Consider the following 22,405-nt stretch of genomic DNA (forward strand, 5'->3'; position numbering starts at 1 on the left):
ACCCTCTTTGCCTGATGACCATAGCGAGTCGGTCCCACCCCTTCCCATCCCGAACAGGACCGTGAAACGACTCTACGCCGATGATAGTGCGGATTCCCGTGTGAAAGTAGGTAATCGTCAGGCTCCCCTAAGCCAGAAACCCCCGCCCGAAAGGCGGGGGTTTTTGCATTGGCGCGGCAGAAAGAGCACTCGGCCAGGTGCATCGGCTTTCGAATCGGCGGGATCGAACGAACCCAGTCGGTTTGCGATAGCTCGGTGATGTGCCCAGGACCGACTCGCTAGAAGCCACGCTGCTCACCAGGTTCACGACGAGTCGGCTCATATCCCCTGATCGTCACGCTGCCGCGGAACTGCTCATCGCCGGAACGCGCGATGCATCAAGCTGGCGATATCTGCGATGCATGTCCGGCGGCCACGCGCCAACGATCTCCTACTGGGCGCCACAGCCGCGTGTAGGCGAACCTGCCGCTGAACGCCGTGCCGTCGAAATCACCGGCAAGCACGACCGTTGTCGCGGTGACGATCATCTCGCCGATTGCCTGTACCCGCATCTCCACGAGATCCAGCGTGTCCACGCGCAACAGCTTCGCGCGATGCGCGGCCAGGTCGTCGTGTTTCGAAATGATCTGCCCCGTCGGAATGGTGAAAATCAGGTCATCATCAAGCAGCGTGTCCAATGCGTCGACGTCGTTGCTCAGCATCGCCGCGCGGAGCGCGATTTCATACGGTTCAATGATTTCACGAGCTGAATTCATGTCCGGGCCTCGCATCAGCTTGAAAAGTTGGGGTTTGCTGCATCGTCCATAAGGCGCTACGGAAGCTCGGCTACGCGGCCAACGTCATTCGGCCTTTGAAAGCGTGTCATCATGGTCGGCCACACGGCGGTCGATGTGAGGTGCCGCCCCAAAAGAGAGACGCGACCGCGACATTGAATATGTCAGCTGCTTGCCGCGCTCACAGCACAGCATCGATCCGCCGCGCAGCATCACGCCACAAGAACCACCGGCGCCAATCAACAGTACACCGCCATTCCAGAATCGTTCCCAAATCCGCCGCCGGTCCCGCGCAGCGAGCGTTGACGCGCCAAACCACAATACACGCCCGCGCCGCAACCGTATCGGCTCAACCCCCTCCACGCTCCAACTGCGCCGCATTGACATCGCGCCGGAAAGCCCCCGGACTCGTCCCCGTCCATTTGCGGAACGCGCGATGAAACGCACTCGGCTCGGTGAACCCGAGTTCGGCTGCGATCTCCGCGACACTGAGCTTATGTCCGCGCAGCAGCGCCTGTGCCAGCGCACTGCGCAACTCGTCCTTGATCGCCGCAAAACTCTGACCCTCGCTGCGCAAGCGCCGACGCAGCGTCGCCGGTGTCGTGCCGAGACGCACGGCCAGCGTGTCGAAGTCCGGCCACTCGGCGGCCGGTAACGCTTTCAGGTGCGCACGTGTCTTCGCGACCCAGCCGCTATCGTGCCGGTAACGGACCAGCAAGTTCCCCGGTGCGCCGCGCAAAAATGTCTTCAGCGATTGTGCGGAGCGGATCGTCGGCAACGACAGATACGCGGCATTGAACGCAAGCCTGCTGTCGGGGCGATCGAAATGCACGGGTACACCGAAGAATTGATGGTAATCGCTGCGCTGGTCCGGGCTCGGGCACGCAAAATCGATGCGTTGCAGCGGAATCCGCCGCCCGATCAGCCAGCACGCCACCCCGAGCAGTATCAGCCAGAACGTCCGGTAAGCGAACGCAGAATAGGGCGTGCCTGCTTGCGTGAGGACGATCTGCGCCTGACCGTCGGCGACGACGAGCTCGCCGCGCGGCTCGTCGAGTACCACGCGCAGAAACTGCAGCGCGCGCCGTAGCGCCTTCTCCAGCGTGCCGGCATCCAGCACGGCGTGACACAGCAACGTGAAGCTGCCGCGCCGCATCGGTCGAGCCGCAAGCCCGAAGAATTCGTCGTCGATTGCGCTGGCGATCGCGAGCCACAGCCGTCCGTACTGCTGCGGCGTGACGGGTTCGCGCACCGCAACGGGGAGTCCGGCTGCCCGCAGCACCGGCTCGGCCGCGATGCGTTGCCGGTGCAGGCATTCGAGCGCATCCTCGACGAAACCGGGCGAAATCATCTGCGGCGCCATACTCTTGATCTCCTCCGGACATGGCAAAAGCGATCACGATTCTAGATTCGCTTTGTCATTGATTGCAATGTGGCCGCTGTCTACCATCATCGACATAGCCGCGGTTCGCCGGCGGTCATAACGAAACAGGAGACAAGCATGCGCAATGGAGCAACCGCCCGGGCGGCGCCGGCCTACGCCGACGCCGTTGCCGGCTTCCGTATCGAGACGGCCGCCGCGCAGCTGCACGGCGACCTCGAGCAGGGCCTGAACGCCTGCGTCGAATGTTGCGACCGCCATGCCGCGGCCAACCCCGACGCCATTGCGCTCGACTGGATCGATGCCGGCGGCCGACACCGCAGCTATACGTTCGCGCAGATGCTCGCGCTGTCGGCGCGCGTCGCGAACCTGCTGGTCGAGCAGGGCGTGCAGCCCGGCGACGTGGTGGTTGGCATGTTGCCGCGTACGCCCGAACTGGTCGCGACGATCCTCGGCACGTGGCGCGCCGGCGCCGTCTATCAGCCGCTTTTCACCGCGTTCGGACCGAAGGCGATCGAGCATCGGCTGCGCATGAGCCATGCACGCGTCGTCGTGACCAACGTCGCGAATCGCGGCAAGCTCGACGAGGTCGCGGATTGCCCGCGAATCGCGACCGTGCGCGAACCGGGCGAGGCGCTCCCGGCCGGCGACATAGACTTCCGTGCCGCGCTCGACGCTCAGCCCGACGCGTTCGAGCCGGTGCTGCGCAAGGGCGCCGATCTGTTCATGATGATGTCGACGTCGGGCACGACGGGCCTGCCGAAGGGCGTGCCCGTCCCGCTGCGCGCGCTGCTTGCGTTCGGCGCGTATATGCGGCACGCGATCGACCTGCGTCCCAGCGATCGCTTCTGGAACATCGCCGATCCGGGCTGGGCCTACGGCCTCTACTACGCGATCACCGGCCCGCTGCTGCTCGGTCACGCGACGACGTTGTACGAAGGTGGCTTCACGGTCGACAGCACGTACGACGTGATCGAGCGGCTCGGCATCACGAGCCTCGCCGGTTCGCCGACCGCATACCGGATGCTGATGGCGGCCGGCCCCGAAGCTGCAACGCGCGTGAAGGGCAAGCTGCGCGTCGTGAGCAGCGCGGGCGAACCGCTGAACCCGGAGGTCGTGCGCTGGTTCGACGCCGTGCTCGACGCGCCCATCTACGACCACTACGGGCAGACTGAGCTCGGGATGGTCGTGAACAATCATCATGGGCTCGCGCACGTGGTTCATACCGGGTCGGCCGGGCTGGCGATGCCCGGCTATCGCGTCGCGGTGCTCGACGAAGCCGGCCGCGAGCTCGGCCCCGGCGAGCCCGGCAATCTCGCGATCGATATCGCGCGCTCGCCGCTGCTGTGGTTCGACGGCTACTGGCAGCAGGCGACGCCGGCGATCGCGGGCGGCTACTACCGGACCGGCGACAACGTCGAGCTCGAGCCGGACGGCACCGTGAGCTTCATCGGACGCGCGGACGACGTGATCACATCGTCCGGCTACCGGATCGGCCCGTTCGACGTCGAAAGCGCGCTGATCGAGCACCCGGCCGTGAGCGAAGCGGCGGTGATCGGCGTGCCGGACCCGGAGCGCACCGAGATCGTGAAGGCCTTCGTCGTGCTGTCGAAAGGCTTCGAAGGCACGCCGGCGCTGGCCGACGAGTTGAGCCAGCACGTGAAGCGACGTTTGTCCGCCCACGCATATCCCCGCGCGATCGACTTCGTCGACGCGCTGCCGAAAACCCCGAGCGGCAAGATCCAGCGCTTCGTACTGCGCAAGATGGAAGCTGAAAAGGCGGCTTGACCGCTGCATATCTCACCCTGAATCGGACGACGAATGAACATCAAGGACCGTGTTTTCATGATTACGGGCGCGGGCTCCGGCCTCGGCGCCGCAGTCGCGCGCATGGTGGTCGAGCAAGGCGGCAAGGCAGTGCTGCTCGACGTCAATGACGAGGCCGGCGCGAGCCTCGCACGCGAGCTCGGCGCGGCCGCGCGCTTCGTGAAGACCGACGTGACGAGCGAAGCCGACGGGCAGGCGGCGGTCGCCGCCGCGCAACACGCGTTCGGCCGCATCGATGCGCTCGTGAACTGCGCGGGCGTTGCACCGGGCGAGAAAGTGGTCGGCCGCGAAGGTCCGCATTCGCTGGAGCGCTTCGCGCGCGCCGTGTCGATCAACCTGGTCGGCACGTTCAACATGATCCGCCTCGCGGCCGATGCAATGTCGAAGCAGGACGCCGACGAACATGGCGAGCGCGGCGTGATCGTCAACACCGCGTCGGTGGCGGCGTTCGACGGGCAGATCGGGCAGGCCGCGTATGCGGCGTCGAAGAGCGGCGTGGTCGGCATGACGCTGCCGATCGCGCGCGAGCTGGCGCGCTTCGGCATCCGCGTGGTGACGATCGCGCCGGGCATCTTCGCGACGCCGATGATGGCCGGCATGCCGCAGGACGTGCAGGACGCGCTCGGCAAGAGCGTGCCGTTCCCGCCGCGCCTCGGCCGGCCGGACGAATTCGCGGCGCTGGTGCGCCACATCGCCGAGAACATGATGCTCAACGGCGAAGTCATCCGTCTCGATGGCGCGCTGCGCATGGCAGCGCGCTGACACTGAACTGGAGGAGCTCGATCATGACGACACAGGACCCGATCGTAATCGTCGGCACGGCACGCACGCCGATGGGCGGTTTTCAGGGCGCGCTGGCCGCGGCCAGCGCAAGCGAACTCGGCGCGGTGGCGATTCGCGCGGCCCTCGAACGCGCGAACGTGCCGGCCGAGCGTATCGACGAAATCGTGTTCGGCTGCGTGCTGCCGGCCGGACAGGGCCAGGCGCCGGCGCGGCAGGCCGCGTTGAAGGCCGGCTTGCCGCTGGGAGCCGGCGCGACGACCGTCAACAAGATGTGCGGCTCCGGGATGAAGGCCGCGATGTTCGCGCATGACCTGCTGTTCGCCGGCTCAGCCGACGTGGCCGTCGCGGGCGGGATGGAGAGCATGACGAATGCGCCTTATCTGCTGCCGAAGGCGCGCGCGGGGATGCGCATGGGCCACGGTCAGGTGCTCGACCACATGTTCCTCGACGGCCTCGAGGACGCATACGACAAGGGTCGCCTGATGGGCACGTTCGCGGAAGACTGCGCGCAGGCCTATGCGTTTTCGCGCGAGGCGCAGGACGACTTCGCGATCGCGTCGCTCACGCGCGCGCAACGCGCGATCGCGGAAGGACGCTTCACGTCGGAGATCGCGCCGGCGACCGTGAAGGCCGGCAAGACGGAAGCCGTCGTGTCGATCGACGAGCAGCCGGGCAATGCGAAGCTCGACAAGATCCCGACGCTGAAGCCGGCGTTTCGCGAGGGCGGCACCGTGACGGCAGCCAATTCGTCGTCGATTTCGGACGGCGCGGCCGCGCTCGTGATGATGCGCCGCTCGCAAGCGGAGCGGCTCGGTGTCACGCCGAAGGCCGTGATCGTCGGGCACTCGACGTACGCGAACAAGCCCGGCCTGTTCGCGACCGCGCCGATCGGCGCGATCCGCAAGCTGTCGGAGAAGACCGGCTGGAACCTGCGCGACGTCGATCTGTTCGAGATCAACGAGGCGTTCGCGGTGGTCGCGATGGCCGCGATGCGCGATCTCGACCTGCCGCACGACAAGGTCAACGTGCACGGCGGCGCATGTGCGCTCGGCCATCCGATCGGCGCCTCGGGCGCGCGCGTGGTGGTGACGCTGCTCGCTGCGCTCGAAACGTATGGGCTGAAGCGGGGCGTCGCGTCGCTGTGCATCGGCGGCGGCGAGGCGACCGCGCTCGCGATCGAACGCATCGCATAATCGAGGCGCATGCCGCGACGCAAAGCGGGCGACGGGTTTCGCACCCGTCGCCCGCTTTGCTTTGCGCGGGACCCGGTACGCGCGAGCGCGCTAAGCGTTCGGCGACACCGCGCCGCACGCGCGAATCACGAGCTGCACGACCTGCTCCGTCCGTTCTGCGAATGCCTTCTGCGTGAAGGCACGCTTGCCGCTGAGCGCGCGAATCTGCGCATCGAAATCCGCGTAGTGCTGCGTCGTCGCCCAGATCAGGTACAGCAGCGCCGATGCATCGATTGGCGCGAGCAGCCCGCGTGCGATCCAGCCTTCGATCACCTTCACACGCGTCTCGAACCACGGCTTCACGCGCTCCGACAGGATGTCCTGCATGTGCGCGGCGCCGTGAATGATCTCGTTGGCCCACACCTTCGAGCCGAGCGGCCGGCGTCGCGACAGGTCCATCTTCGCGCGCACGTAGCCGCCGATCGCTTCCACCGGATCGTCGCCGGCCTCGAACGAGCCGGCCGCGCGGTGCCAGTCTTCGAACAGGTCGTCGAGCACGCGGCGGTACAGCGCCAGCTTCGTCGGGAAGTAGTAATGCAGGTTCGCCTTCGGCAGGCCCGCGCGCTCGGCGATCATCGCGGTGCTCGCGCCGTCGAGCCCGCGCTCCGCGAATACGGCTTCCGCGCACGCCAGCAGATGCGCTTCGTTGGACGCGCGGATGTGCGCCTTGCGTCGCCGCAAAGGCGTGCCCGCTTCGTCCCCATCGGCCGCGTCGGCGGCCGTTTCGTCATGTCTCATCGTCACCCTCGCGTGGCATGCGTGCCGCGTCGGGCTTCATTCTAGCCGCAGGTCCGGTTCCGTCGCACGTGCGTGCGTCGCGCGCGCCGGACGCGTGCTGCGTTGCGGTGGCACGCTTCTCGCTCGGCGCGCTCGCACAAGAAAGACATTGCGTCGGCCTTTTTGATCGTCTAAAACCTGTCCAATCGGACAGGATTTGACGGCGACGGAACGCGGCGCCGAACGGGCTGCAACGCGCCGCACGAATCGCCGCACGAATCGCGCGAACGATGTGTGCCTGCACCTCGCAGGTGCGCGTTGGCGCCGACGGCAGCAACGTGCGCACCGGCCTCGTCCGGGCTGACGACATGACCGACCCCACAGGAGCGATGCGAATGGACGCGGTATCGGAAACAGCGAAGCGGGCAGCATTGGATACGTCGATCAAGGTCGACGGCAGGCGGTTGTGGGACAGCCTGATGGAGGTCGCGAAGATCGGCGCGACGCCGAAGGGCGGCGTGTGCCGTCTCGCGCTGACCGATCTCGACAAGGCCGCGCGCGACCTGATCGTCGGTTGGGCGAAGGCGGCCGGCTGCACGGTGACGGTCGATACGATGGGCAACGTGTTCATGCGGCGCGCGGGCCGTGTGGCCGATGCGGCGCCGGTCGTGACCGGCTCGCACGCGGATTCGCAACCGACCGGCGGCCGTTTCGACGGCATCTACGGCGTGCTCGGCGGCCTCGAGGTGATTCGGAGTCTGAACGACCACGGGATCGAGACCGAGCACCCGGTCGAGGTCGTGATCTGGACCAACGAGGAAGGCTCGCGCTTCGCGCCTGCCATGGTCGCGTCGGGCGTGTTCGCGGGCGTGTTTCCGCTCGAGTACGGGCTGTCGCGCAAGGACGTCGACGGCAAGACGATCGGCGAGGAACTCGCGCGGATCGGCTATGCGGGCGACGCGCCGTGCGGCGGCCGCAAGCTGCACGCGGCGTTCGAGCTGCACATCGAGCAGGGGCCGATACTCGAGGCCGAGTGCAAGACGATCGGCGTCGTGACCGATGCGCAGGGGCAGCGCTGGTACGAAATCACGTTCACCGGCCAGGAGGCCCACGCGGGGCCGACGCCGATGCCGCGGCGCCGCGACGCGCTGCTCGGTGCATCGCGCGTGGTCGATCTCGTGAACCGCATCGGCCTCGATCATGCGCCGTACGGCTGCGCGACGGTCGGGATGATGCAGGTGCATCCGAACTCGCGCAACGTGATTCCGGGCCGCGTGTTCTTCACCGTCGATTTCCGCCATCCGGACGACGCAGTGCTCGCGAAGATGGACGCGGCACTGCGCGACGGTGTGGCGCGCATCGCCGCCGACATCGGGCTCGACACCGCGCTCGAGCAGATCTTCTACTACGCGCCCATTGCGTTCGACGCCGCGTGCGTGGCCGCGGTGCGCGCGGCGGCCGACCGCTTCGGCTACTCGCATCGCGACATCGTGTCGGGTGCCGGTCACGACGCGTGCTATCTCGCGCAGGTCGCGCCGACGTCGATGGTGTTCGTGCCGTGCATCGACGGCATCAGTCACAACGAGATCGAGGACGCGACGCCTGCGTGGATCGAGGCCGGCGCGAACGTGCTGCTGCACGCGATGCTGTCGCGTGCGTGCGAGCCCGTTTCATGACCGCCCGAGCGTAGCGCGGCCGGCCGCCGACCGCCCGGCGCCGGCCATCCAGAACATGACCGCCCCGACTGCGCCACGCGCAGCCGGCAGGGACGGCTTCGTCTCCACCCCGTCGAAGGAACGCGCATGACCACCAAGCCAATTGGCGATATCGCCGCGCATCGCCTGTCGTCCACGCAACTCTCGTGCGAATTCGCCGATATCGCGCCGCTGCTCGATCCGACCGCGGCGGCCGCCGCCGCGAGCCGCTGCCACTACTGCTACGACGCGCCGTGCGTGCAGGCCTGCCCGACGCAGATCGACATCCCGAGCTTCATCCGCAAGATCGGCAACGGCAATCTGAAAGGCGCGGCGATGGACATCCTCGGCGCGAACCCGCTCGGCGGGATGTGCGCGCGCGTATGCCCGACCGAGATCCTGTGCGAAGGCGCGTGCGTGCGCAACCAGCAGGATGCGCAGCCGGTCGCGATCGGCGCGCTGCAGCGGCACGCGACCGACTGGGCGATGGCGACCGGCGCGGTGCACTTCACGCGCGCGCCGGACACGGGGCGGCACGTCGCGGTGGTCGGCGCGGGGCCGGCCGGGCTCGCGTGTGCGCACCGGCTCGCGCTGGCCGGCCATCGCGTCACGCTGTTCGACGCGCGAGCGAAGGCGGGCGGCCTGAACGAATATGGGATCGCGGCCTACAAGACGGTCGACGATTTCGCGCAGCGTGAAGTCGAGTGGCTGCTGTCGGTCGGCGGCATCGCGTTGCAGACGGGCGTCGCGCTCGGCCGCGACGTGACGCTCGACGCGCTGCGTGAGCGGCACGATGCGGTGTTCGTCGCGATGGGCCTGACCGGCGTGCGCACGCTCGCGATCGACGGCGAGCAACTGTCGGGCGTGATGAACGCAGTCGACTTCATCGAACAGGTGCGGCAGGCCGATGCGCTGGAGAACGTGCCGGTCGGGCGGCGCGTGGTCGTGATCGGCGGCGGCAATACGGCAATCGACGCCGCGGTGCAGAGCCGCAAGCTCGGCGCGCAGCGCGTGACGATGGTGTACCGGCGCGGCGTGGACGCGATGAGCGCGACCTGGGCCGAACGCGAGTTCGCGCAGACGAGCGGCGTCACGCTCGTCACGCACGCGAAGCCGGTGCGCATCGCCGGCGAGGACGGCCACGTGACGCGCGTCGAATTCGAGTCGGCATCGGGCGAACGCTTCGCTATCGAAGCCGACATGGTGTTGAAGGCGATCGGCCAGACGCTGGTGCCGGCCGGGATCGACGCCGCGCTGCTGACCGCGGACGGCACGCGCATCGCCGTGGATGCGCACGGCCGCACCGTGTTGCCCGACGTCTGGGCCGGCGGCGATTGCGCGGCAACCGACGGCATCGACCTCACGGTGCAGGCCGTGCAGGACGGCAAGCGCGCGGCCGCCGCGATCGACGCGGCGCTCGCGCAGCGCGACGCCAAGGCGGCGTGAGCGCGGCCTGCGCGAGCGCATCGGGCGCATCGCAGGCACCGCAGGCATCGCTGGCGTCGCACCCCACCACGCGGATCACGATCAACGTCCCTCATTCACGGAGCCGACCATGGCCGACCTTCGCTGCACGATCGCAGGCATCACTTCGCCGAATCCTTTCTGGCTGGCGTCCGCTCCGCCGACCGACAAGGCGTACAACGTCAACCGCGCATTCGAGGCCGGCTGGGGCGGCGTCGTGTGGAAGACGCTCGGGCTCGACCCGCACGTCGTCAACGTCAGCTCGCGCTACGGCGCGGTGCAGTGGAACGGCCAGCGCATCGCGGGGCTGAACAACATCGAGCTGATCACCGATCGCCCGCTCGACGTGAACCTCGCGGAGATCGCGCAGGTGAAGCGCGACTGGCCGGACCGCGCGCTGATCGTCTCGCTGATGGTGCCGTGCAACGAGCGCGACTGGAAATGGATTCTGCCGCTCGTCGAGGATACGGGCGCCGACGCGGTCGAGCTGAACTTCGGCTGTCCGCACGGGATGAGCGAACGCGGAATGGGCGCGGCCGTCGGCCAGGTGCCCGAATACGTCGAGATGGTCACGCGCTGGGTCAAGGAGGGCACGAAGCTGCCGTGCCTCGTGAAGCTCACGCCGAACATCAGCGACATCCGGATGGGCTCGCGCGCGGCATACAAGGGCGGCGCGGACGGCGTGTCGCTGATCAACACGATCAACTCGATCGTCGCGGTGGACCTCGACCAGATGGCGCCGATGCCGACCGTCGACGGCAAGGGTACGCACGGCGGCTATTGCGGCCCGGCCGTGAAGCCGATCGCGCTGAACATGGTGGCCGAGATCGCCCGCGATCCGCAGACGCCGAACCTGCCGATCTCCGGCATCGGCGGGATCTCGTCGTGGCGCGACGCGGCGGAGTTCATCGTGCTGGGCGCCGGCAGTGTGCAGGTGTGCACCGCGGCGATGCATTACGGATTCCGGATCGTGTCGGACCTCGTCGACGGTCTGTCGAACTGGATGGACGACAAGGGCTACGCGACGCTCGACGACGTGCGCGGCCGCGCGGTGCCGAACGTGACCGACTGGAAATACCTGAACCTCAAGTACGACATCAAGGCGCGCATCGACCAGGACCGCTGCATCCAGTGCGGGCTATGCCATATCGCGTGCGAGGACACGTCGCACCAGGCGATTACCGCGACGAAGGACGGCGTGCGGCATTTCGAAGTGGTGGATGCGCAGTGCGTCGGGTGCAATCTTTGCATGCATGTGTGCCCGGTCGAGCAGTGCATCACGATGGAGCGGGTCGATGCGGGCGACTATGCGAACTGGACCACGCATCCGAACAACCCGGCGCGGGCCGACGCGGGCGCGAGCCCGGCGCAGCCCGCGGAACCCGCGAAGGCAGCATGACCGGCGGCCGGCGGCGCGCGATGCGCGGCGCTGCGGCCTTTCCCCTGTTCGGCCGGCATCGCGCGATGCCGGCGCCGACGTTTACGTGGAGCGTTCGATGAAACCAGCAGCGATTCCCGCCGATCCGGACGCCGCCGCGGCGCCGGCCGGCAGCCTGTACAACGACGACCTCGCGCCGACCTCCGCCGCGCAGCGCACGTGGCGCTGGTATCACTTCGCGGCGCTGTGGGTCGGCATGGTGATGAACATCGCGTCGTACATGCTCGCGGCCGGGCTGATCCAGGAGGGCATGTCGCCGTGGCAGGCGGTGCTCACCGTGCTGCTCGGCAACCTGATCGTGCTGGTGCCGATGCTGCTGATCGGCCATGCGGGCGCGAAGCACGGGATTCCGTATGCGGTGCTCGTGCGCGCGTCGTTCGGCACGCAGGGCGCGAAGCTGCCCGCGCTGTTGCGCGCGATCGTCGCATGCGGCTGGTACGGCATCCAGACCTGGCTCGGCGGCAGCGCGATCTATACGCTGCTGAACATCCTGACCGGCAACGCGTTGCACGGCGCGGCGCTGCCGGTGGTCGGCATCTCGTTCGGCCAGCTCGCATGCTTTCTCGCGTTCTGGGCGCTGCAGCTGTACTTCATCCTGCACGGCACCGATTCGATCCGCTGGCTCGAGAGCTGGTCGGCACCGATCAAGGTCGTGATGTGCGTCGCGCTCGTGTGGTGGGCGACGTCGCAGGCGGGCGGCGTCGGCTCGATGCTGTCGGCGCCGTCGCAGTTCGTCGCGGGCGGCAAGAAGGCCGGGCTGTTCTGGGCGACGTTCTGGCCGGGGCTGACCGCGATGGTCGGCTTCTGGGCGACGCTCGCGTTGAACATCCCGGACTTCACGCGCTTCGCGCATTCGCAGCGCGACCAGATGATCGGGCAGTCGCTCGGGCTGCCGCTGCCGATGGCGTTGCTGTCGGTGGTGTCGGTGGTCGTCACGTCGGCCACCGTCGTGATCTACGGCAACGCGATCTGGGACCCGATCGACCTGACGAGCCGCATGACGGGCATCGGCGTCGGCATCGCGCTCGTGATCCTGACGCTCGACACGATGTGCTGCAATCTCGCGGCGAACCTGGTCGGCCCCGCGTACGATTTCTCAAGCCTGTGGCCGAAGGCGATTTCCTATCGCACCGGCGGGCTGATCACCGCGACGATCGCGATCGTGATGATGCCGTGGAAGATCCTCGCGACGACGGACGGCTACATCTTCACCTGGCTCGTCGGTTATTCGGCGCTGCTCGGGCCGGTCGCGGGCATCCTGATGGTCGACTATTTCATGATTCGCGGCACGCGGCTCGACACGCGCGCGTTGTTCGACGAGCGCGGCGACTTCAGCTATACGCGCGGCTGGAACCGGGCCGCGCTGGCGGCGCTCGCGATCGGCGTGCTGCCGAACCTGCCCGGCTTTCTGCACACGGCGTTCCCGGCATCGTTCGCGAACGTGCCGGCGTTCTTCAACACGCTTTACACGTATGCGTGGTTCGTCGGGCTCGTGCTGGCGTCCGCCGTGTACGGCACGTTGATGAAGCGGCGTGCGGCGCAGCGCGCGCAGGTCGCGAGCGCGTGACGCGCGCACGCGGACCGAACCCGACAGTCGAGACAGTCAACGAGGAGGCATCGAAATGGCAATCCTGATTCGCGGCGGCACGGTGGTGGATGCGGAGCGCACCTATCGCGCGGACGTGCTGTGCGCCGACCCGCAGGACGGCGGCACGATCCTGCAGATCGCGGAGAAAATCGACGCGCCGGCGGGTGCGGCGGTCGTCGACGCACACGACCAGTACGTGATGCCGGGCGGCATCGATCCGCATACGCACATGGAGCTGCCGTTCATGGGCACGACGGCCAGCGACGATTTCTACTCGGGCACGGCCGCCGGGCTGGCGGGCGGCACGACGAGCATCATCGACTTCGTGATCCCGAGCCCGAGACAGCCCTTGATGGACGCGTTTCACCAATGGCGCGGCTGGGCCGAGAAGGCGGCGGCCGATTACGGCTTCCACGTGGCCGTCACGTGGTGGGACGAATCCGTGCATCGCGACATGGGCACGCTCGTGAACGAGCACGGCGTGTCGAGCTTCAAGCACTTCATGGCGTACAAGAACGCGATCATGGCCGACGACGAGATCCTCGTGAACAGCTTCTCGCGTTCGCTCGAGCTGGGCGCGTTGCCGACCGTGCACGCGGAGAACGGCGAGCTCGTGTTCCGGCTGCAGCAGGCGCTGCTCGCGCGCGGGATGACGGGGCCGGAGGCGCATCCGTTGTCGCGGCCGCCGGAAGTGGAGGGCGAGGCCGCGAACCGCGCGATCCGCATCGCGCAGGTGCTGGGCGTGCCGGTGTACATCGTCCATGTGTCGGCGAAGGATGCGGTCGACGCGATCGCGCGGGCGCGCAGCGAAGGGCTGCGCGTGTTCGGCGAAGTGCTGCCGGGCCATCTGGTGATCGACGAGGCCGTCTATCGCGACCCGGACTGGACGCGCGCGGCCGCCCACGTGATGAGCCCGCCGTTCCGCTCGGCCGAGCATCGCGAGGCGCTGTGGCGCGGGCTGCAGGCCGGGCAGCTGCATACGACGGCGACCGACCATTGCGTGTTCTGCGCGTCGCAGAAGGCGATGGGCCGCGACGACTTCACGAAGATCCCGAACGGCTGCGGCGGCGTCGAGGACCGCATGTCGGTGCTGTGGCATCACGGTGTGAACCGCGGGCGCATCACGCCGAATGAATTCGTGCGGATCACGTCGACCAACGCCGCGCAGATCTTCAACCTGCACCCGCGCAAGGGCGCGGTGCAGGTGGGCGCCGACGCCGATCTGGTCGTATGGGATCCGGCCGCCACGAAGACGATCTCGGTGAAGACCCATCACCAGCAGGTCGACTTCAACGTGTTCGAGGGCATGACCGTGCAAGGCGTGGCGACGCACACGCTCACGCGCGGCGCGCTCGCCTGGGCCGACGGCGACCTGCGCGCGCAGCGCGGTGCGGGGCGTTATCTGAAGCGGCCGCCCGCGGCCTCGTATTACGAGGCCACGCGCATCGCCAACCGGCTGCGCGAACCGCATCCGGTCGAGCGCAGCCGGTAATCGAGCGGGACGGGCGCGGGCGAACCCGGGCGGCGACGCTCAGCGAGCGTCGCTCGTGCTCGCGTCGCGGATCGGGATCACCGTGCGCGCGCCGCACTGGCGCAGCAGGTCGCGCAGTTCGTTGATGACCGGAAACACCTCGTGGTTCCAGTCGGCGCCCTGGCGGTCGTGCGCTTCCTGTTCGCGCTCGACGATCCAGCGATCCTCGCGGAAGATCCGTTCGGTGAACCACACGAGCAGCGGCCAGGCGAGATCGAGCGCGAACGGAATGCCCGGCTTGTGGATCGACAGCAACCCGAACGTGCGATTGGTGCGTTGCTCGGCATCGAGCGGCACGTAGACGATCCACAGGTCCATCACGAGCGTGCCTTCGCTCGAACGGATCTGCAACGTCTGATACGGGTAGCCGGTGCGCACCGTCATCACGCTCTTGTCGGCCTGATCGCCGGGCTTCTTGCTCGAGCCGAACACGAGCGCCTCGCCGACCGGCTGCTTGCCTTCCATCCGCGCGAACGTGTAGTCGACCTCGACCCAGTCGTCGCCGCGACGGCGGCCGACCGAGCGTGCGCGCATCTGGCCCATCTGCTTGCGATGCAGGAACTGATGGTTCATGTCCATCAGGTTCTCGTGCATGAACGAGTAGTGGCACTTGACCTCGCGGCCGAAGCGGCGCGTCTTGTATGCGGGATTGTCGGCCGATTCGAGCGCGGGCACCGGGCGTTCGTCCGCCAGCGTCGCATCGCCGGGGAACACGAAGATCACGCCGTGCGTCTCGCGGCACGGATACGCGCGCACGCCGTTGGGCAGGCGTTCGCGGCCGAGATACGGCACGTCGACGCAGCGGCCGCTGTCGCACGCGTAGGTCCAGCCGTGATAACAGCAGCGCAGCGTTTCGCCGTCGACGACGCCCGCATGCAGCGGCACCTGGCGGTGCGCGCAACGATCTTCGAGTGCATACACGGCGCCGGACTCGGTGCGTACGAGCACGATCGGATCGCCGGCGAAGCGCACGCCGAGCGTCTTGCCGCGTTTGAGCTCGCGCGACCACGCGAGCGGATACCAGTGATCGGGATGGATCGGCACACGGCGCAGGTCGCGCACGACCGCTTCGGTGGCCGGTTGTTCGAGGGTGCTGCTGTCAGACAAAGGCACTGCGCGCATGCGTGACGCCTCCTGGCTGGCTGTTGCATTTCGGGCGCCGCAGGTTGCGGCGGCGATCTGTAACGGAGAAGTCTACGCGAAGTTGGCGCGCGAAGCTGAACCGATGCGGGTTTGTCCGGCCGGCGCGCCAGGCGTTTCGTTGATGCAGCGCAATCCGGGCCGAGCGGTGCGCGCGGCGTGGCGGGCGGCGTGTCAGCGTCGCGCGTCGTGCCACAGCACCGCATCGGCGCGATACAGCGCGGGGAAGCGCTGCTTCAGCGCGGCGACCTTCGGCAGATCGTTGAACGCGATGTACGGTGCGTCGGGATGCAGCTCGAGGTAGTTCTGGTGATAGTCCTCGGCCGGATAGAAGCCCTGGTACGGCTCGACGCGCGTGACGACGGGCGCCGCGAACGTGTGTGCGGCGCCGAGCTGCGCGATGTACGCGGTCGCGACCGCGCGCTGCTGCGCGTTGGTCGGGAAGATCGCGGACCGGTACTGCGGCCCTTCGTCGGGGCCCTGGCGATTCAGTTCGGTCGGATCGTGCGCCACCGAGAAGAACAGTTGCAGCAGGCGGCCGTAGCTGACCTGCGCCGGATCGTAGACGATGCGCACCGACTCGGCATGGCCCGTGAGGCCCGAGCCGACCAGCGCGTAGTGCGCGGTTTCGGACGCGCCGCCTGCGTAGCCGGCCGTGACCTGCTTCACGCCCTTCACGTGCTCGAACACGCCCTGCACACCCCAGAAGCAGCCGCCGGCAAGGACGGCCGTTTCGTCGTGCGATGCACCGGGCGTTTCGTCGAGCGTCGGCGCCGGTGCGTTGTGGATCGGCTCAGCAGAGCGCACGACGCGCTGATAGCCGAAGACGGCGGCGGCCGCCAGCGCGAGCGCAGCGAGGCGGCGCAGCAGCGCCGCGCGCCGCGGTGCCACGGAAATACGCGTGGATGTCGGGATCATCGATTGCTCCTTCGAGATGCTGTGTGGAATGACGAGAACGGCGCGCGCGTTGCGTTCGCAACGGCGGCGGCGCGAATGCGACGCTCAACCGAACGTGAATGCATACGCATCGACGCCGGGATCGAGAAACTCGATCGAGAACGTGCGATCGGCGATCACACCCGGCTGCCGGACGAGCTGATACAGCCGCTGGCCGCTGACGGTGCCGTAGCCCTGCGCGTCGACGTCCGCGCCATGGGCCGCGCCGGGCGCCGCGCCGTCGAGCGTCACGCGAAAGCGCACCGGTTTGCCGTGCGCGCCGGGACCGAGCACGAGGTGCAGGTCGCGCGCGTGGAAGCGATAGACGATCCGGCCGCCCGGCGCCGCGAGCGTCGCGCGCTCGCCGCTGACCTGCCACGTGCCGGCCACGCCCCAGTCGTTCAGGTCGAGGCGGGACGGTGCATCGTAGCGGTGGGCCGCGTCGCGCACGACACCGCCCGGCGACGCGAACCCCTGCGCGCGTGCATAGCCAACGTAGGTTTCGGGCGAGTGGACCTCCGGACCGTCGGCCGGCGCGAGCGCGCCTTGTGCCAGTGCACCGGTGAGTCCGAGCGGCACGTTCAGCGCTTCCGGGTGGCCGGCATCGGCGAGCAGCGCCTGGATCGTGCGTTCAGACTGCGCGTATTCGCCTTCGCCGAAATGGTGATGGCGGATGCGCCCTTGCGCATCGACGAAGTAGTGGGCCGGCCAGTATTCGTTGTCGAACGCACGCCAGATCGCATAACCGTTGTCGATCGCGACCGGATAGTCGATGCCGAGGTCGTGCACGGCCTTCTTCACGTTGCCGACATTGCGCTCGAATGCGAATTCCGGTGCATGCACGCCGATCACGACGAGCCCGTAGCGCGCATATTTGTGCGCCCACGCGCTGGTGTACGGCAGCGTGCGCAGACAGTTGATGCACGAGTAGGTCCAGAAGTCGACGAGCACGACCTTGCCGCGCAGGCCGGCCGCCGTCAGCGGCGGCGAGTTCAGCCACTGCACGGCGCCGTCGAGCGACGGCAGCGTGCCTTCGACGGGCAGCGCGGCAGCCGCGTGCGTCGCGGGCGCGGGATCGGCCGCGCGCATCATTGCGCCGCCCGCGTCCGGCGTGGGCGCCGACGTTGCGGCCATCATCGCGCCGCTGCGGCCGGCGAGGCCGTCGCGGCCGTCGTCCGCGCCCGGCTGGGCCGGCGGTGCGCCGTTCGAGTGGCCGCCGAGGCGCGCGACCAGCTTCGTTTCGAGGCTGCCGGTCGTGACGGTCGACAGTTGCGCGAGCGCGCCCGTATCGGCGCCGAGCGCGATCGCGCCGACGCCGGCCAGCAGCGCGACGCCGATCCCGCGCCGGATCCATTCGCCGGCGCCGAGCGAGCGCTTCATCGCGGCGAACACCTTGCCGCCGATCACGAGCGCGACGGCGAGCGATGTCGCCGCGCCGGCCGCATACGCGACCAGCAGCAGCGTCGTGCCGACGTTCGCGCCGCGCAGCGCGGCGCCGGTCAGCACGAGGCCGAGGATCGGGCCTGCGCACGGCGCCCACAGCAGGCCGGTCGCGACGCCGAGCAGCAACGACGACGCGGGGCCGGCCGCGCGGCCGTCGCGCTGCGCGAGGCCGGTGAGTCGGTTGCCGGCCGCGACGAGCGGGCGCGTCAGGTGTTCGGCGAAGCGCGGCAGCAGCAGCGTCAGGCCGAACAGCGCGAGCAGCACGATCGCGAGCCAGCGGCCGGCCTGGTTGGCCTGTGCGACCCAGCCGCCGCCGACCGCGGCCAGCGTCGCGACGACGGCGAACGTGAGCGCCATGCCGATCAGCAGCGGCAGGCCGGTACGCACGAACGGCTGGTCGGCGCGCGCGAACACGAACGGCAGCACGGGCAGGATGCACGGGCTCAGGATCGTGAGCACGCCGCCGAGATAGGCGAGGACGATGAGCAACATGGAGCAGTCTCCGGTCGTTCGGGGAAGCGGCGGCCGCTCAGGCGGCGGCCGGGTGGAAGGCGAGCGCGAGCCCGTTCATGCAGTAGCGCAGGCCGGTGGGCGGCGGGCCGTCGTCGAACACGTGGCCGAGATGGCCGCCGCAGCGGCGACAGTGCACTTCGGTGCGCGCCATCCCGTACGACGCGTCGGCTTCGGTCGCGACCGCGTGGTCGAGCGGCTTCCAGAAGCTCGGCCAGCCGGTATGGCTATCGAACTTCGTGCTCGACGGAAACAGCGCGAGGTCGCAACCGGCGCATGCGAACGTGCCGCGGCGGTGCTCGCCGTTCAGCGGGCTGCTGTACGGCGGCTCGGTGCCGGCATCGCGCAGCACCGTGTATTGGGCCGGCGTGAGGCGGCGGCGCCATTCGGCTTCGCTGCGGGTAACGTCGAACGACGCGGTGGCGCCGCGTGCGCCGGGCGGCGCGGCGAATGCGCGGCCGACCAGCATGCGGCGGCCTGCCGACGACAGCGCCGCGAGCGCGGCGACGCCGGTGGCACCGGCGAACAGCAGATGTCTGCGAGTGGGCATGACGGGCTCCTGGAAGGAGATGCGGGAAACATGCGCACAGAGTAGGCAGCGGGTGGTGTCGAAGTCCTCACGGAAAGTTAAATGAATTGTGATCATTTGCCGGGTGTTCCGGTCAGGTCCGGTGAAATCCATCAAAGCCCCGTCTGACAAGGGTTTGCAGGGTATTCGTGGTCCGTCCACTTCCGCGGAAATCCCGCGCGAGCCGCAACTTTTTAGTGTTCGTGGTGTCGGGTAGGCTCTGCATTGGGATGCACGAGCCGACCGATGACGAAATCAATGGAGGGCGATCATGGGTGCACTGACGGTCAGGCAAATCGAAGCCGCAAGGGCGACCGGAAAGCGGTATTTCCTGTCGGATGGGCGGGGACTGTTCCTGCGTGTCGGCCCGGTCGGCGGAAAGACCTGGTTTGTTCGCGTCAGCATCAATGGTAAGTAGCTCGACAAGCCGCTCGGCAAGGCGTGGGCACGCTCGACGACAGATGCGCAGTTGTCCCTCGAGGATGCACGCGCAGCGGCGGCGACGATTCGTTCGCAAGCGCGCGACGGCATGGACTATCTCGAAGCGAAGAAGCGTGAACGCCAGGCGAAGGTTGCAAAAGCGGCGATGGCGGACCTCACGTTCGGCGACTTATTCGATGCGTGGTTCGCGACGATCAACAAGAAGCGCGGCAGGAAAGGCCGGAAGGATGGCGGTAAGTCGCTTCGAAGTGCGATGGAAAAACATATGCTGCCGTCTCTCCGTACACACAGGGTCTCAGGCGTGTTTGCGTCGAACGTGCTGCCGCTGCTTACCGCGATTTCCGACGTGGGACATAACCGGCAAGCGGTCGAGATGTTGATAACGATCCAGCAAATGATTCGGTGGGGCGAACGAAGCCAGCCGTGGAAGCGCTTGCTGATCGATTGCGATGTGCTCGCGCTTGCAAAAGAGGATGTCGTTTCAGCTGATTACGACCCGGTGCGTGGCAATGAGCGTAACCGGACGCTTACGGACGACGAAATCCGACTACTCGGTGAACTGATTCCAGCCGCGCTGGCTTCCACGTTCCATTGAGTCAGCAGTATGGGTGATGCTTGCGTGCGGAACACGCGTCGGCGAAACGCTCCCGACGCGCTGGACTGATCTCGACTTCAAAGCACGGACGTGGACGATTCCAAAGGAACGCACGAAGTCGAACGCGGCGATCACGATTCATCTGTCCGATTTCGTTCTTGCACAGTTTGCAGCGCAGCAGGTCGTGCGCGCCGGCATGCCTGAAGGCGACGCACGCCGCGAATATGTGTTTCCGTCGGAGAAGGGCAAACTGCCGCACGTCAGTATTAATACGGCGTGCGGGGCTATCCATGACCGGCAACGCCCGAAGGATGCACCGAGCGAAGGCCGCACAAGGGCAACCGATGCGCTCACGGTCCCGGGTGGCCAATGGAAATGTCACGACCTGCGCCGGACGTGCGCAACGATGATGCAGTCGCTCGGCATCGCAGAAAGCATCGTGCATCGATGCCTGAACCACGCGCGCAATGATCCGCTTGATCGAATCTATCTGCGGTTCGACTATGATGCGCGACGCATGGCGGCGATGGGGTGACCGTTTGTCGGCATTGCTGGGCATGAGTACAGAAAACGTACGCTTTCTGTTCGCGCCGTAATCGGGGAGCGTTTCTCCGCAGAGGGAAGAAGGAATATGGAACCCTGATAATCCGAGTTATCACGGTTAAAGGTGCCTGAGAATCGACGGGGATGCGGTGCTTCATTCCTGTTCCCTCGAGACATTCCATCGGTGTGGGGCGCCTATAGGGGCAAGTGCGGTGGCCGCCGGGTACCGATGGTCGTGCCCGTGGTCCGCAGTGGTAAGTGCGCGGGTTGCCACGAGCGGAAGAGGGCAGGTTCTGGCGGATACTGGCTGCATCGGCCGCCCTGCGGTTTGCTTGTGGACTGTTGGATGCGGTAGGGTGCGACTTTGACTTTATGATCCGGACAAGTCCATGAACAAACAGGAACTCATCGACGCGGTCGCCGCGGGCGCGGGTGTCAGTAAAAGCGACGCGAGCAAAACTGTTCAGGCGGTGCTGGATGCGATCACGGACGCGGTGAGCCGCGACGAAGCGGTGCAGCTCATCGGCTTCGGGGCATTTTCGCGGGGACAGCGCTCAGCGCGTACCGGTCGCAATCCGACGACGGGCGAGGAGATCGCCATTGCCGCAGCAAATACTGTGAAGTTCGCCGCCGGTAAGGCGTTTAAGGACGCAGTGAACGGATCGTGACATCGTGCGAGTTGCGCCTGGCGCCTATGCGGGGCCGCCTCCGTGAGAACGCCAGTGTCGTCGCGTTCGTGCGGGTGCACGAGTCTGACTTGATTTGCCGGTCTACCGAATTGTGCAGACAGTGTCTGTACAATCTACGTCCGGCTCCAAGTTCGCGACAAACGTGGAGCGCGCCTCAATCCAGCAATAGCGACTCGTCCGCTGTTCGTGAGTTCGTATACGCGGAACGGAGCTTCGCTGACGAGTAACGTCAGCGATACCCGCTGGACCACTCGTTCTGTTGTTTGGGCCGTTGATTAATGCGAAAACACTGTCCCGTGCGTCGCGCGATGACGAAGAGCAATTGCTCCCACTTCCCGCCGACCAAGTCCGCCGCTTATCGCTCAAGCACCATCTCGCGTTTGCAGCGCTATGTGGCGGATGCGGCGACGTTGAGTCGATCGCCGCGCTGTCCAATATGCTCCACCTGCGTGCGGGCTGCAATGCCGAACTATATCGCTGCGCAGATTCCGCCCTCGCTCAATGCGTTGCGCGGGTAGAGTGCGGGGGCGAGTGGGCCTTAACGGACGCTGAGCGGGCTGCATTCGAACCGTTGCGTCATGGCCATGACGAGCAACTTACTGCAGTGCCTGTCCATCGCTTCCTTGAAGCGCTGGAGCAGGGACAGCATGCAGGCCTTCGCCCTGCCGATCGAGTCGGACTGGTACCCAAGCGTTGTCTGCCTGCGATGGCGAATGCGCCGAGTGCCTGGTACGCACGGATGAACCTGCAGGCTGGCGCCGCAACCCGTGGTGCGTGCGTGGACGCCGAATTCGACAGTTTCTACGTAGAAACTTTAGGGAGCGGCTTAGAAGTGGGTAGTTGTGTAGTGAAAGCACACCACTGTGCTCTTCGCCGAACTGGCTGATTCCATGGCGAGGTCCGACGGAATGAAGGGGAACATATTAGGGACTATGTTACCCTTCATTTCGGGACATGTTGCATGCGCTCCATTTCGGTGCCCCGGTGACCTGCCCCCATCAATAGGGCCAATGGGCTTCTAGCAAAGTCCCTTTAAACCAACTCCTGGAAAGCGGCAGGAGTATCCGCGGTTGCCCGATGTTTCGCCGCAAACTCTGACGGCGCAAGGTAGT

Annotated in this window: 19 protein-coding genes and 1 rRNA gene; 13 read left to right on the forward strand and 7 right to left on the reverse strand. The window is 67.1% G+C overall.

The window, feature by feature from the left end; genetic code table 11:
* Positions 1-10: 10 nt before the first annotated feature.
* Positions 11-123: ribosomal RNA gene (gene rrf, locus C3Y15_RS27410) — 5S ribosomal RNA — on the forward strand.
* Between the two features lie 254 nt (positions 124-377).
* On the opposite strand, the gene C3Y15_RS27415 is transcribed toward rrf, so the two are convergent.
* Positions 378-755, reverse strand: coding sequence for a nuclear transport factor 2 family protein (locus tag C3Y15_RS27415; RefSeq protein WP_034194378.1), 378 nt, complete (start codon positions 753-755; stop codon positions 378-380).
* Positions 756-1,122: 367 nt separating this feature from the next.
* Positions 1,123-2,136, reverse strand: coding sequence for an AraC family transcriptional regulator (locus C3Y15_RS27420; RefSeq protein ID WP_034194330.1), 1,014 nt, complete (start codon positions 2,134-2,136; stop codon positions 1,123-1,125).
* 138 nt (positions 2,137-2,274) lie between these two features.
* Between C3Y15_RS27420 and C3Y15_RS27430 the strand changes: the two genes are divergently transcribed.
* From C3Y15_RS27430 to C3Y15_RS27440, 3 genes are read left to right on the forward strand one after another with little or no spacing between them, the layout of a single operon-like run.
* A complete protein-coding gene (locus C3Y15_RS27430; protein WP_059461930.1) occupies positions 2,275-3,942 on the forward strand; it encodes an acyl-CoA synthetase in 1,668 nt (555 codons plus the stop codon).
* 33 nt (positions 3,943-3,975) lie between these two features.
* Positions 3,976-4,743, forward strand: coding sequence for a 3-hydroxyacyl-CoA dehydrogenase (locus C3Y15_RS27435; protein WP_014725522.1), 768 nt, complete (start codon positions 3,976-3,978; stop codon positions 4,741-4,743).
* A gap of 23 nt (positions 4,744-4,766) precedes the next feature.
* Positions 4,767-5,957: an acetyl-CoA C-acyltransferase gene (locus tag C3Y15_RS27440; protein ID WP_124260291.1), complete on the forward strand. Its 1,191-nt coding sequence runs from the start codon at positions 4,767-4,769 to the stop codon at positions 5,955-5,957.
* A gap of 90 nt (positions 5,958-6,047) precedes the next feature.
* On the opposite strand, the gene C3Y15_RS27445 is transcribed toward C3Y15_RS27440, so the two are convergent.
* Positions 6,048-6,734, reverse strand: coding sequence for a TetR/AcrR family transcriptional regulator (locus C3Y15_RS27445; protein WP_124260290.1), 687 nt, complete (start codon positions 6,732-6,734; stop codon positions 6,048-6,050).
* Positions 6,735-7,108: 374 nt separating this feature from the next.
* On the opposite strand from C3Y15_RS27445, the gene C3Y15_RS27450 reads away from it, so the two are divergent.
* The 5 genes from C3Y15_RS27450 (at position 7,109) to hydA (ending at position 14,389) form a co-directional block, all read left to right on the forward strand.
* Positions 7,109-8,389, forward strand: coding sequence for a Zn-dependent hydrolase (locus C3Y15_RS27450; RefSeq protein ID WP_059602404.1), 1,281 nt, complete (start codon positions 7,109-7,111; stop codon positions 8,387-8,389).
* Positions 8,390-8,515: 126 nt separating this feature from the next.
* The gene (locus tag C3Y15_RS27455; protein ID WP_124260289.1) at positions 8,516-9,853 is read left to right on the forward strand and encodes an NAD(P)-dependent oxidoreductase; all 1,338 of its coding nucleotides are present in this window, start codon (positions 8,516-8,518) and stop codon (positions 9,851-9,853) included.
* Positions 9,854-9,962: 109 nt separating this feature from the next.
* Positions 9,963-11,270: an NAD-dependent dihydropyrimidine dehydrogenase subunit PreA gene (gene preA / locus C3Y15_RS27460; RefSeq protein WP_014725528.1), complete on the forward strand. Its 1,308-nt coding sequence runs from the start codon at positions 9,963-9,965 to the stop codon at positions 11,268-11,270.
* Between the two features lie 97 nt (positions 11,271-11,367).
* Complete coding sequence (locus C3Y15_RS27465; RefSeq protein WP_124260288.1) at positions 11,368-12,876, forward strand: NCS1 family nucleobase:cation symporter-1; 1,509 nt, start codon at positions 11,368-11,370, stop codon at positions 12,874-12,876.
* Positions 12,877-12,931: 55 nt separating this feature from the next.
* Positions 12,932-14,389, forward strand: a complete 1,458-nt coding sequence (gene hydA / locus C3Y15_RS27470) for a dihydropyrimidinase (RefSeq protein ID WP_034194336.1) — start codon at positions 12,932-12,934, stop codon at positions 14,387-14,389.
* A 39-nt stretch (positions 14,390-14,428) separates the two neighbouring features.
* Here the strand turns inward: hydA and C3Y15_RS27475 are convergent, their stop codons facing one another.
* From C3Y15_RS27475 to msrB, 4 genes are all read right to left on the reverse strand, one after another.
* A complete protein-coding gene (locus tag C3Y15_RS27475) occupies positions 14,429-15,550 on the reverse strand; it encodes an aromatic ring-hydroxylating dioxygenase subunit alpha (RefSeq protein ID WP_014725531.1) in 1,122 nt (373 codons plus the stop codon).
* 192 nt (positions 15,551-15,742) lie between these two features.
* Positions 15,743-16,486, reverse strand: coding sequence for a peptide-methionine (S)-S-oxide reductase MsrA (msrA, locus tag C3Y15_RS27480; protein ID WP_046423363.1), 744 nt, complete (start codon positions 16,484-16,486; stop codon positions 15,743-15,745).
* An 84-nt stretch (positions 16,487-16,570) separates the two neighbouring features.
* A complete protein-coding gene (locus tag C3Y15_RS27485) occupies positions 16,571-18,439 on the reverse strand; it encodes a cytochrome c biogenesis protein DipZ (RefSeq protein ID WP_046423361.1) in 1,869 nt (622 codons plus the stop codon).
* Positions 18,440-18,476: 37 nt separating this feature from the next.
* Positions 18,477-19,007 carry a peptide-methionine (R)-S-oxide reductase MsrB gene (msrB, locus tag C3Y15_RS27490; RefSeq protein WP_011879675.1) on the reverse strand — a complete coding sequence of 177 codons (531 nt, stop codon included), beginning with the start codon at positions 19,005-19,007 and terminating at the stop codon, positions 18,477-18,479.
* 289 nt (positions 19,008-19,296) lie between these two features.
* On the opposite strand from msrB, the gene C3Y15_RS27495 reads away from it, so the two are divergent.
* The 4 genes from C3Y15_RS27495 to C3Y15_RS27510 all read left to right on the forward strand — a co-directional run bounded on the left by C3Y15_RS27495 (position 19,297) and on the right by C3Y15_RS27510 (position 21,272).
* Complete coding sequence (locus C3Y15_RS27495) at positions 19,297-19,443, forward strand: Arm DNA-binding domain-containing protein (RefSeq protein ID WP_124260287.1); 147 nt, start codon at positions 19,297-19,299, stop codon at positions 19,441-19,443.
* A gap of 51 nt (positions 19,444-19,494) precedes the next feature.
* Positions 19,495-20,061, forward strand: coding sequence for a hypothetical protein (locus C3Y15_RS27500; RefSeq protein ID WP_124260286.1), 567 nt, complete (start codon positions 19,495-19,497; stop codon positions 20,059-20,061).
* A 13-nt stretch (positions 20,062-20,074) separates the two neighbouring features.
* Positions 20,075-20,596 carry a tyrosine-type recombinase/integrase gene (locus tag C3Y15_RS27505; protein ID WP_166677069.1) on the forward strand — a complete coding sequence of 174 codons (522 nt, stop codon included), beginning with the start codon at positions 20,075-20,077 and terminating at the stop codon, positions 20,594-20,596.
* Between the two features lie 397 nt (positions 20,597-20,993).
* Positions 20,994-21,272, forward strand: coding sequence for an HU family DNA-binding protein (locus tag C3Y15_RS27510; RefSeq protein WP_011879678.1), 279 nt, complete (start codon positions 20,994-20,996; stop codon positions 21,270-21,272).
* Positions 21,273-22,405: the final 1,133 nt, after the last annotated feature.

Origin of the sequence: Burkholderia sp. B10, assembly GCF_004368385.1 — a bacterium.
Taxonomy (GTDB): Bacteria; Pseudomonadota; Gammaproteobacteria; order Burkholderiales; family Burkholderiaceae; genus Burkholderia; species Burkholderia vietnamiensis.

Coding starts and splice junctions, on each gene's coding strand:
- C3Y15_RS27450 (WP_059602404.1), top strand. CDS start 7,109: ATGGACGCGGTATCGGAAACAGCGAAGCGGGCAGCATTGGATACGTCG.
- C3Y15_RS27495 (WP_124260287.1), top strand. CDS start 19,297: ATGGGTGCACTGACGGTCAGGCAAATCGAAGCCGCAAGGGCGACCGGA.
- C3Y15_RS27420 (WP_034194330.1), bottom strand. CDS start 2,136: ATGGCGCCGCAGATGATTTCGCCCGGTTTCGTCGAGGATGCGCTCGAA.
- msrA (WP_046423363.1), bottom strand. CDS start 16,486: ATGATCCCGACATCCACGCGTATTTCCGTGGCACCGCGGCGCGCGGCG.
- C3Y15_RS27455 (WP_124260289.1), top strand. CDS start 8,516: ATGACCACCAAGCCAATTGGCGATATCGCCGCGCATCGCCTGTCGTCC.
- C3Y15_RS27415 (WP_034194378.1), bottom strand. CDS start 755: ATGAATTCAGCTCGTGAAATCATTGAACCGTATGAAATCGCGCTCCGC.
- hydA (WP_034194336.1), top strand. CDS start 12,932: ATGGCAATCCTGATTCGCGGCGGCACGGTGGTGGATGCGGAGCGCACC.
- C3Y15_RS27430 (WP_059461930.1), top strand. CDS start 2,275: ATGCGCAATGGAGCAACCGCCCGGGCGGCGCCGGCCTACGCCGACGCC.
- C3Y15_RS27445 (WP_124260290.1), bottom strand. CDS start 6,734: ATGAGACATGACGAAACGGCCGCCGACGCGGCCGATGGGGACGAAGCG.
- C3Y15_RS27435 (WP_014725522.1), top strand. CDS start 3,976: ATGAACATCAAGGACCGTGTTTTCATGATTACGGGCGCGGGCTCCGGC.
- preA (WP_014725528.1), top strand. CDS start 9,963: ATGGCCGACCTTCGCTGCACGATCGCAGGCATCACTTCGCCGAATCCT.
- C3Y15_RS27485 (WP_046423361.1), bottom strand. CDS start 18,439: ATGTTGCTCATCGTCCTCGCCTATCTCGGCGGCGTGCTCACGATCCTG.
- C3Y15_RS27475 (WP_014725531.1), bottom strand. CDS start 15,550: ATGCGCGCAGTGCCTTTGTCTGACAGCAGCACCCTCGAACAACCGGCC.
- C3Y15_RS27465 (WP_124260288.1), top strand. CDS start 11,368: ATGAAACCAGCAGCGATTCCCGCCGATCCGGACGCCGCCGCGGCGCCG.
- C3Y15_RS27440 (WP_124260291.1), top strand. CDS start 4,767: ATGACGACACAGGACCCGATCGTAATCGTCGGCACGGCACGCACGCCG.
- msrB (WP_011879675.1), bottom strand. CDS start 19,007: ATGCCCACTCGCAGACATCTGCTGTTCGCCGGTGCCACCGGCGTCGCC.
- C3Y15_RS27510 (WP_011879678.1), top strand. CDS start 20,994: ATGAACAAACAGGAACTCATCGACGCGGTCGCCGCGGGCGCGGGTGTC.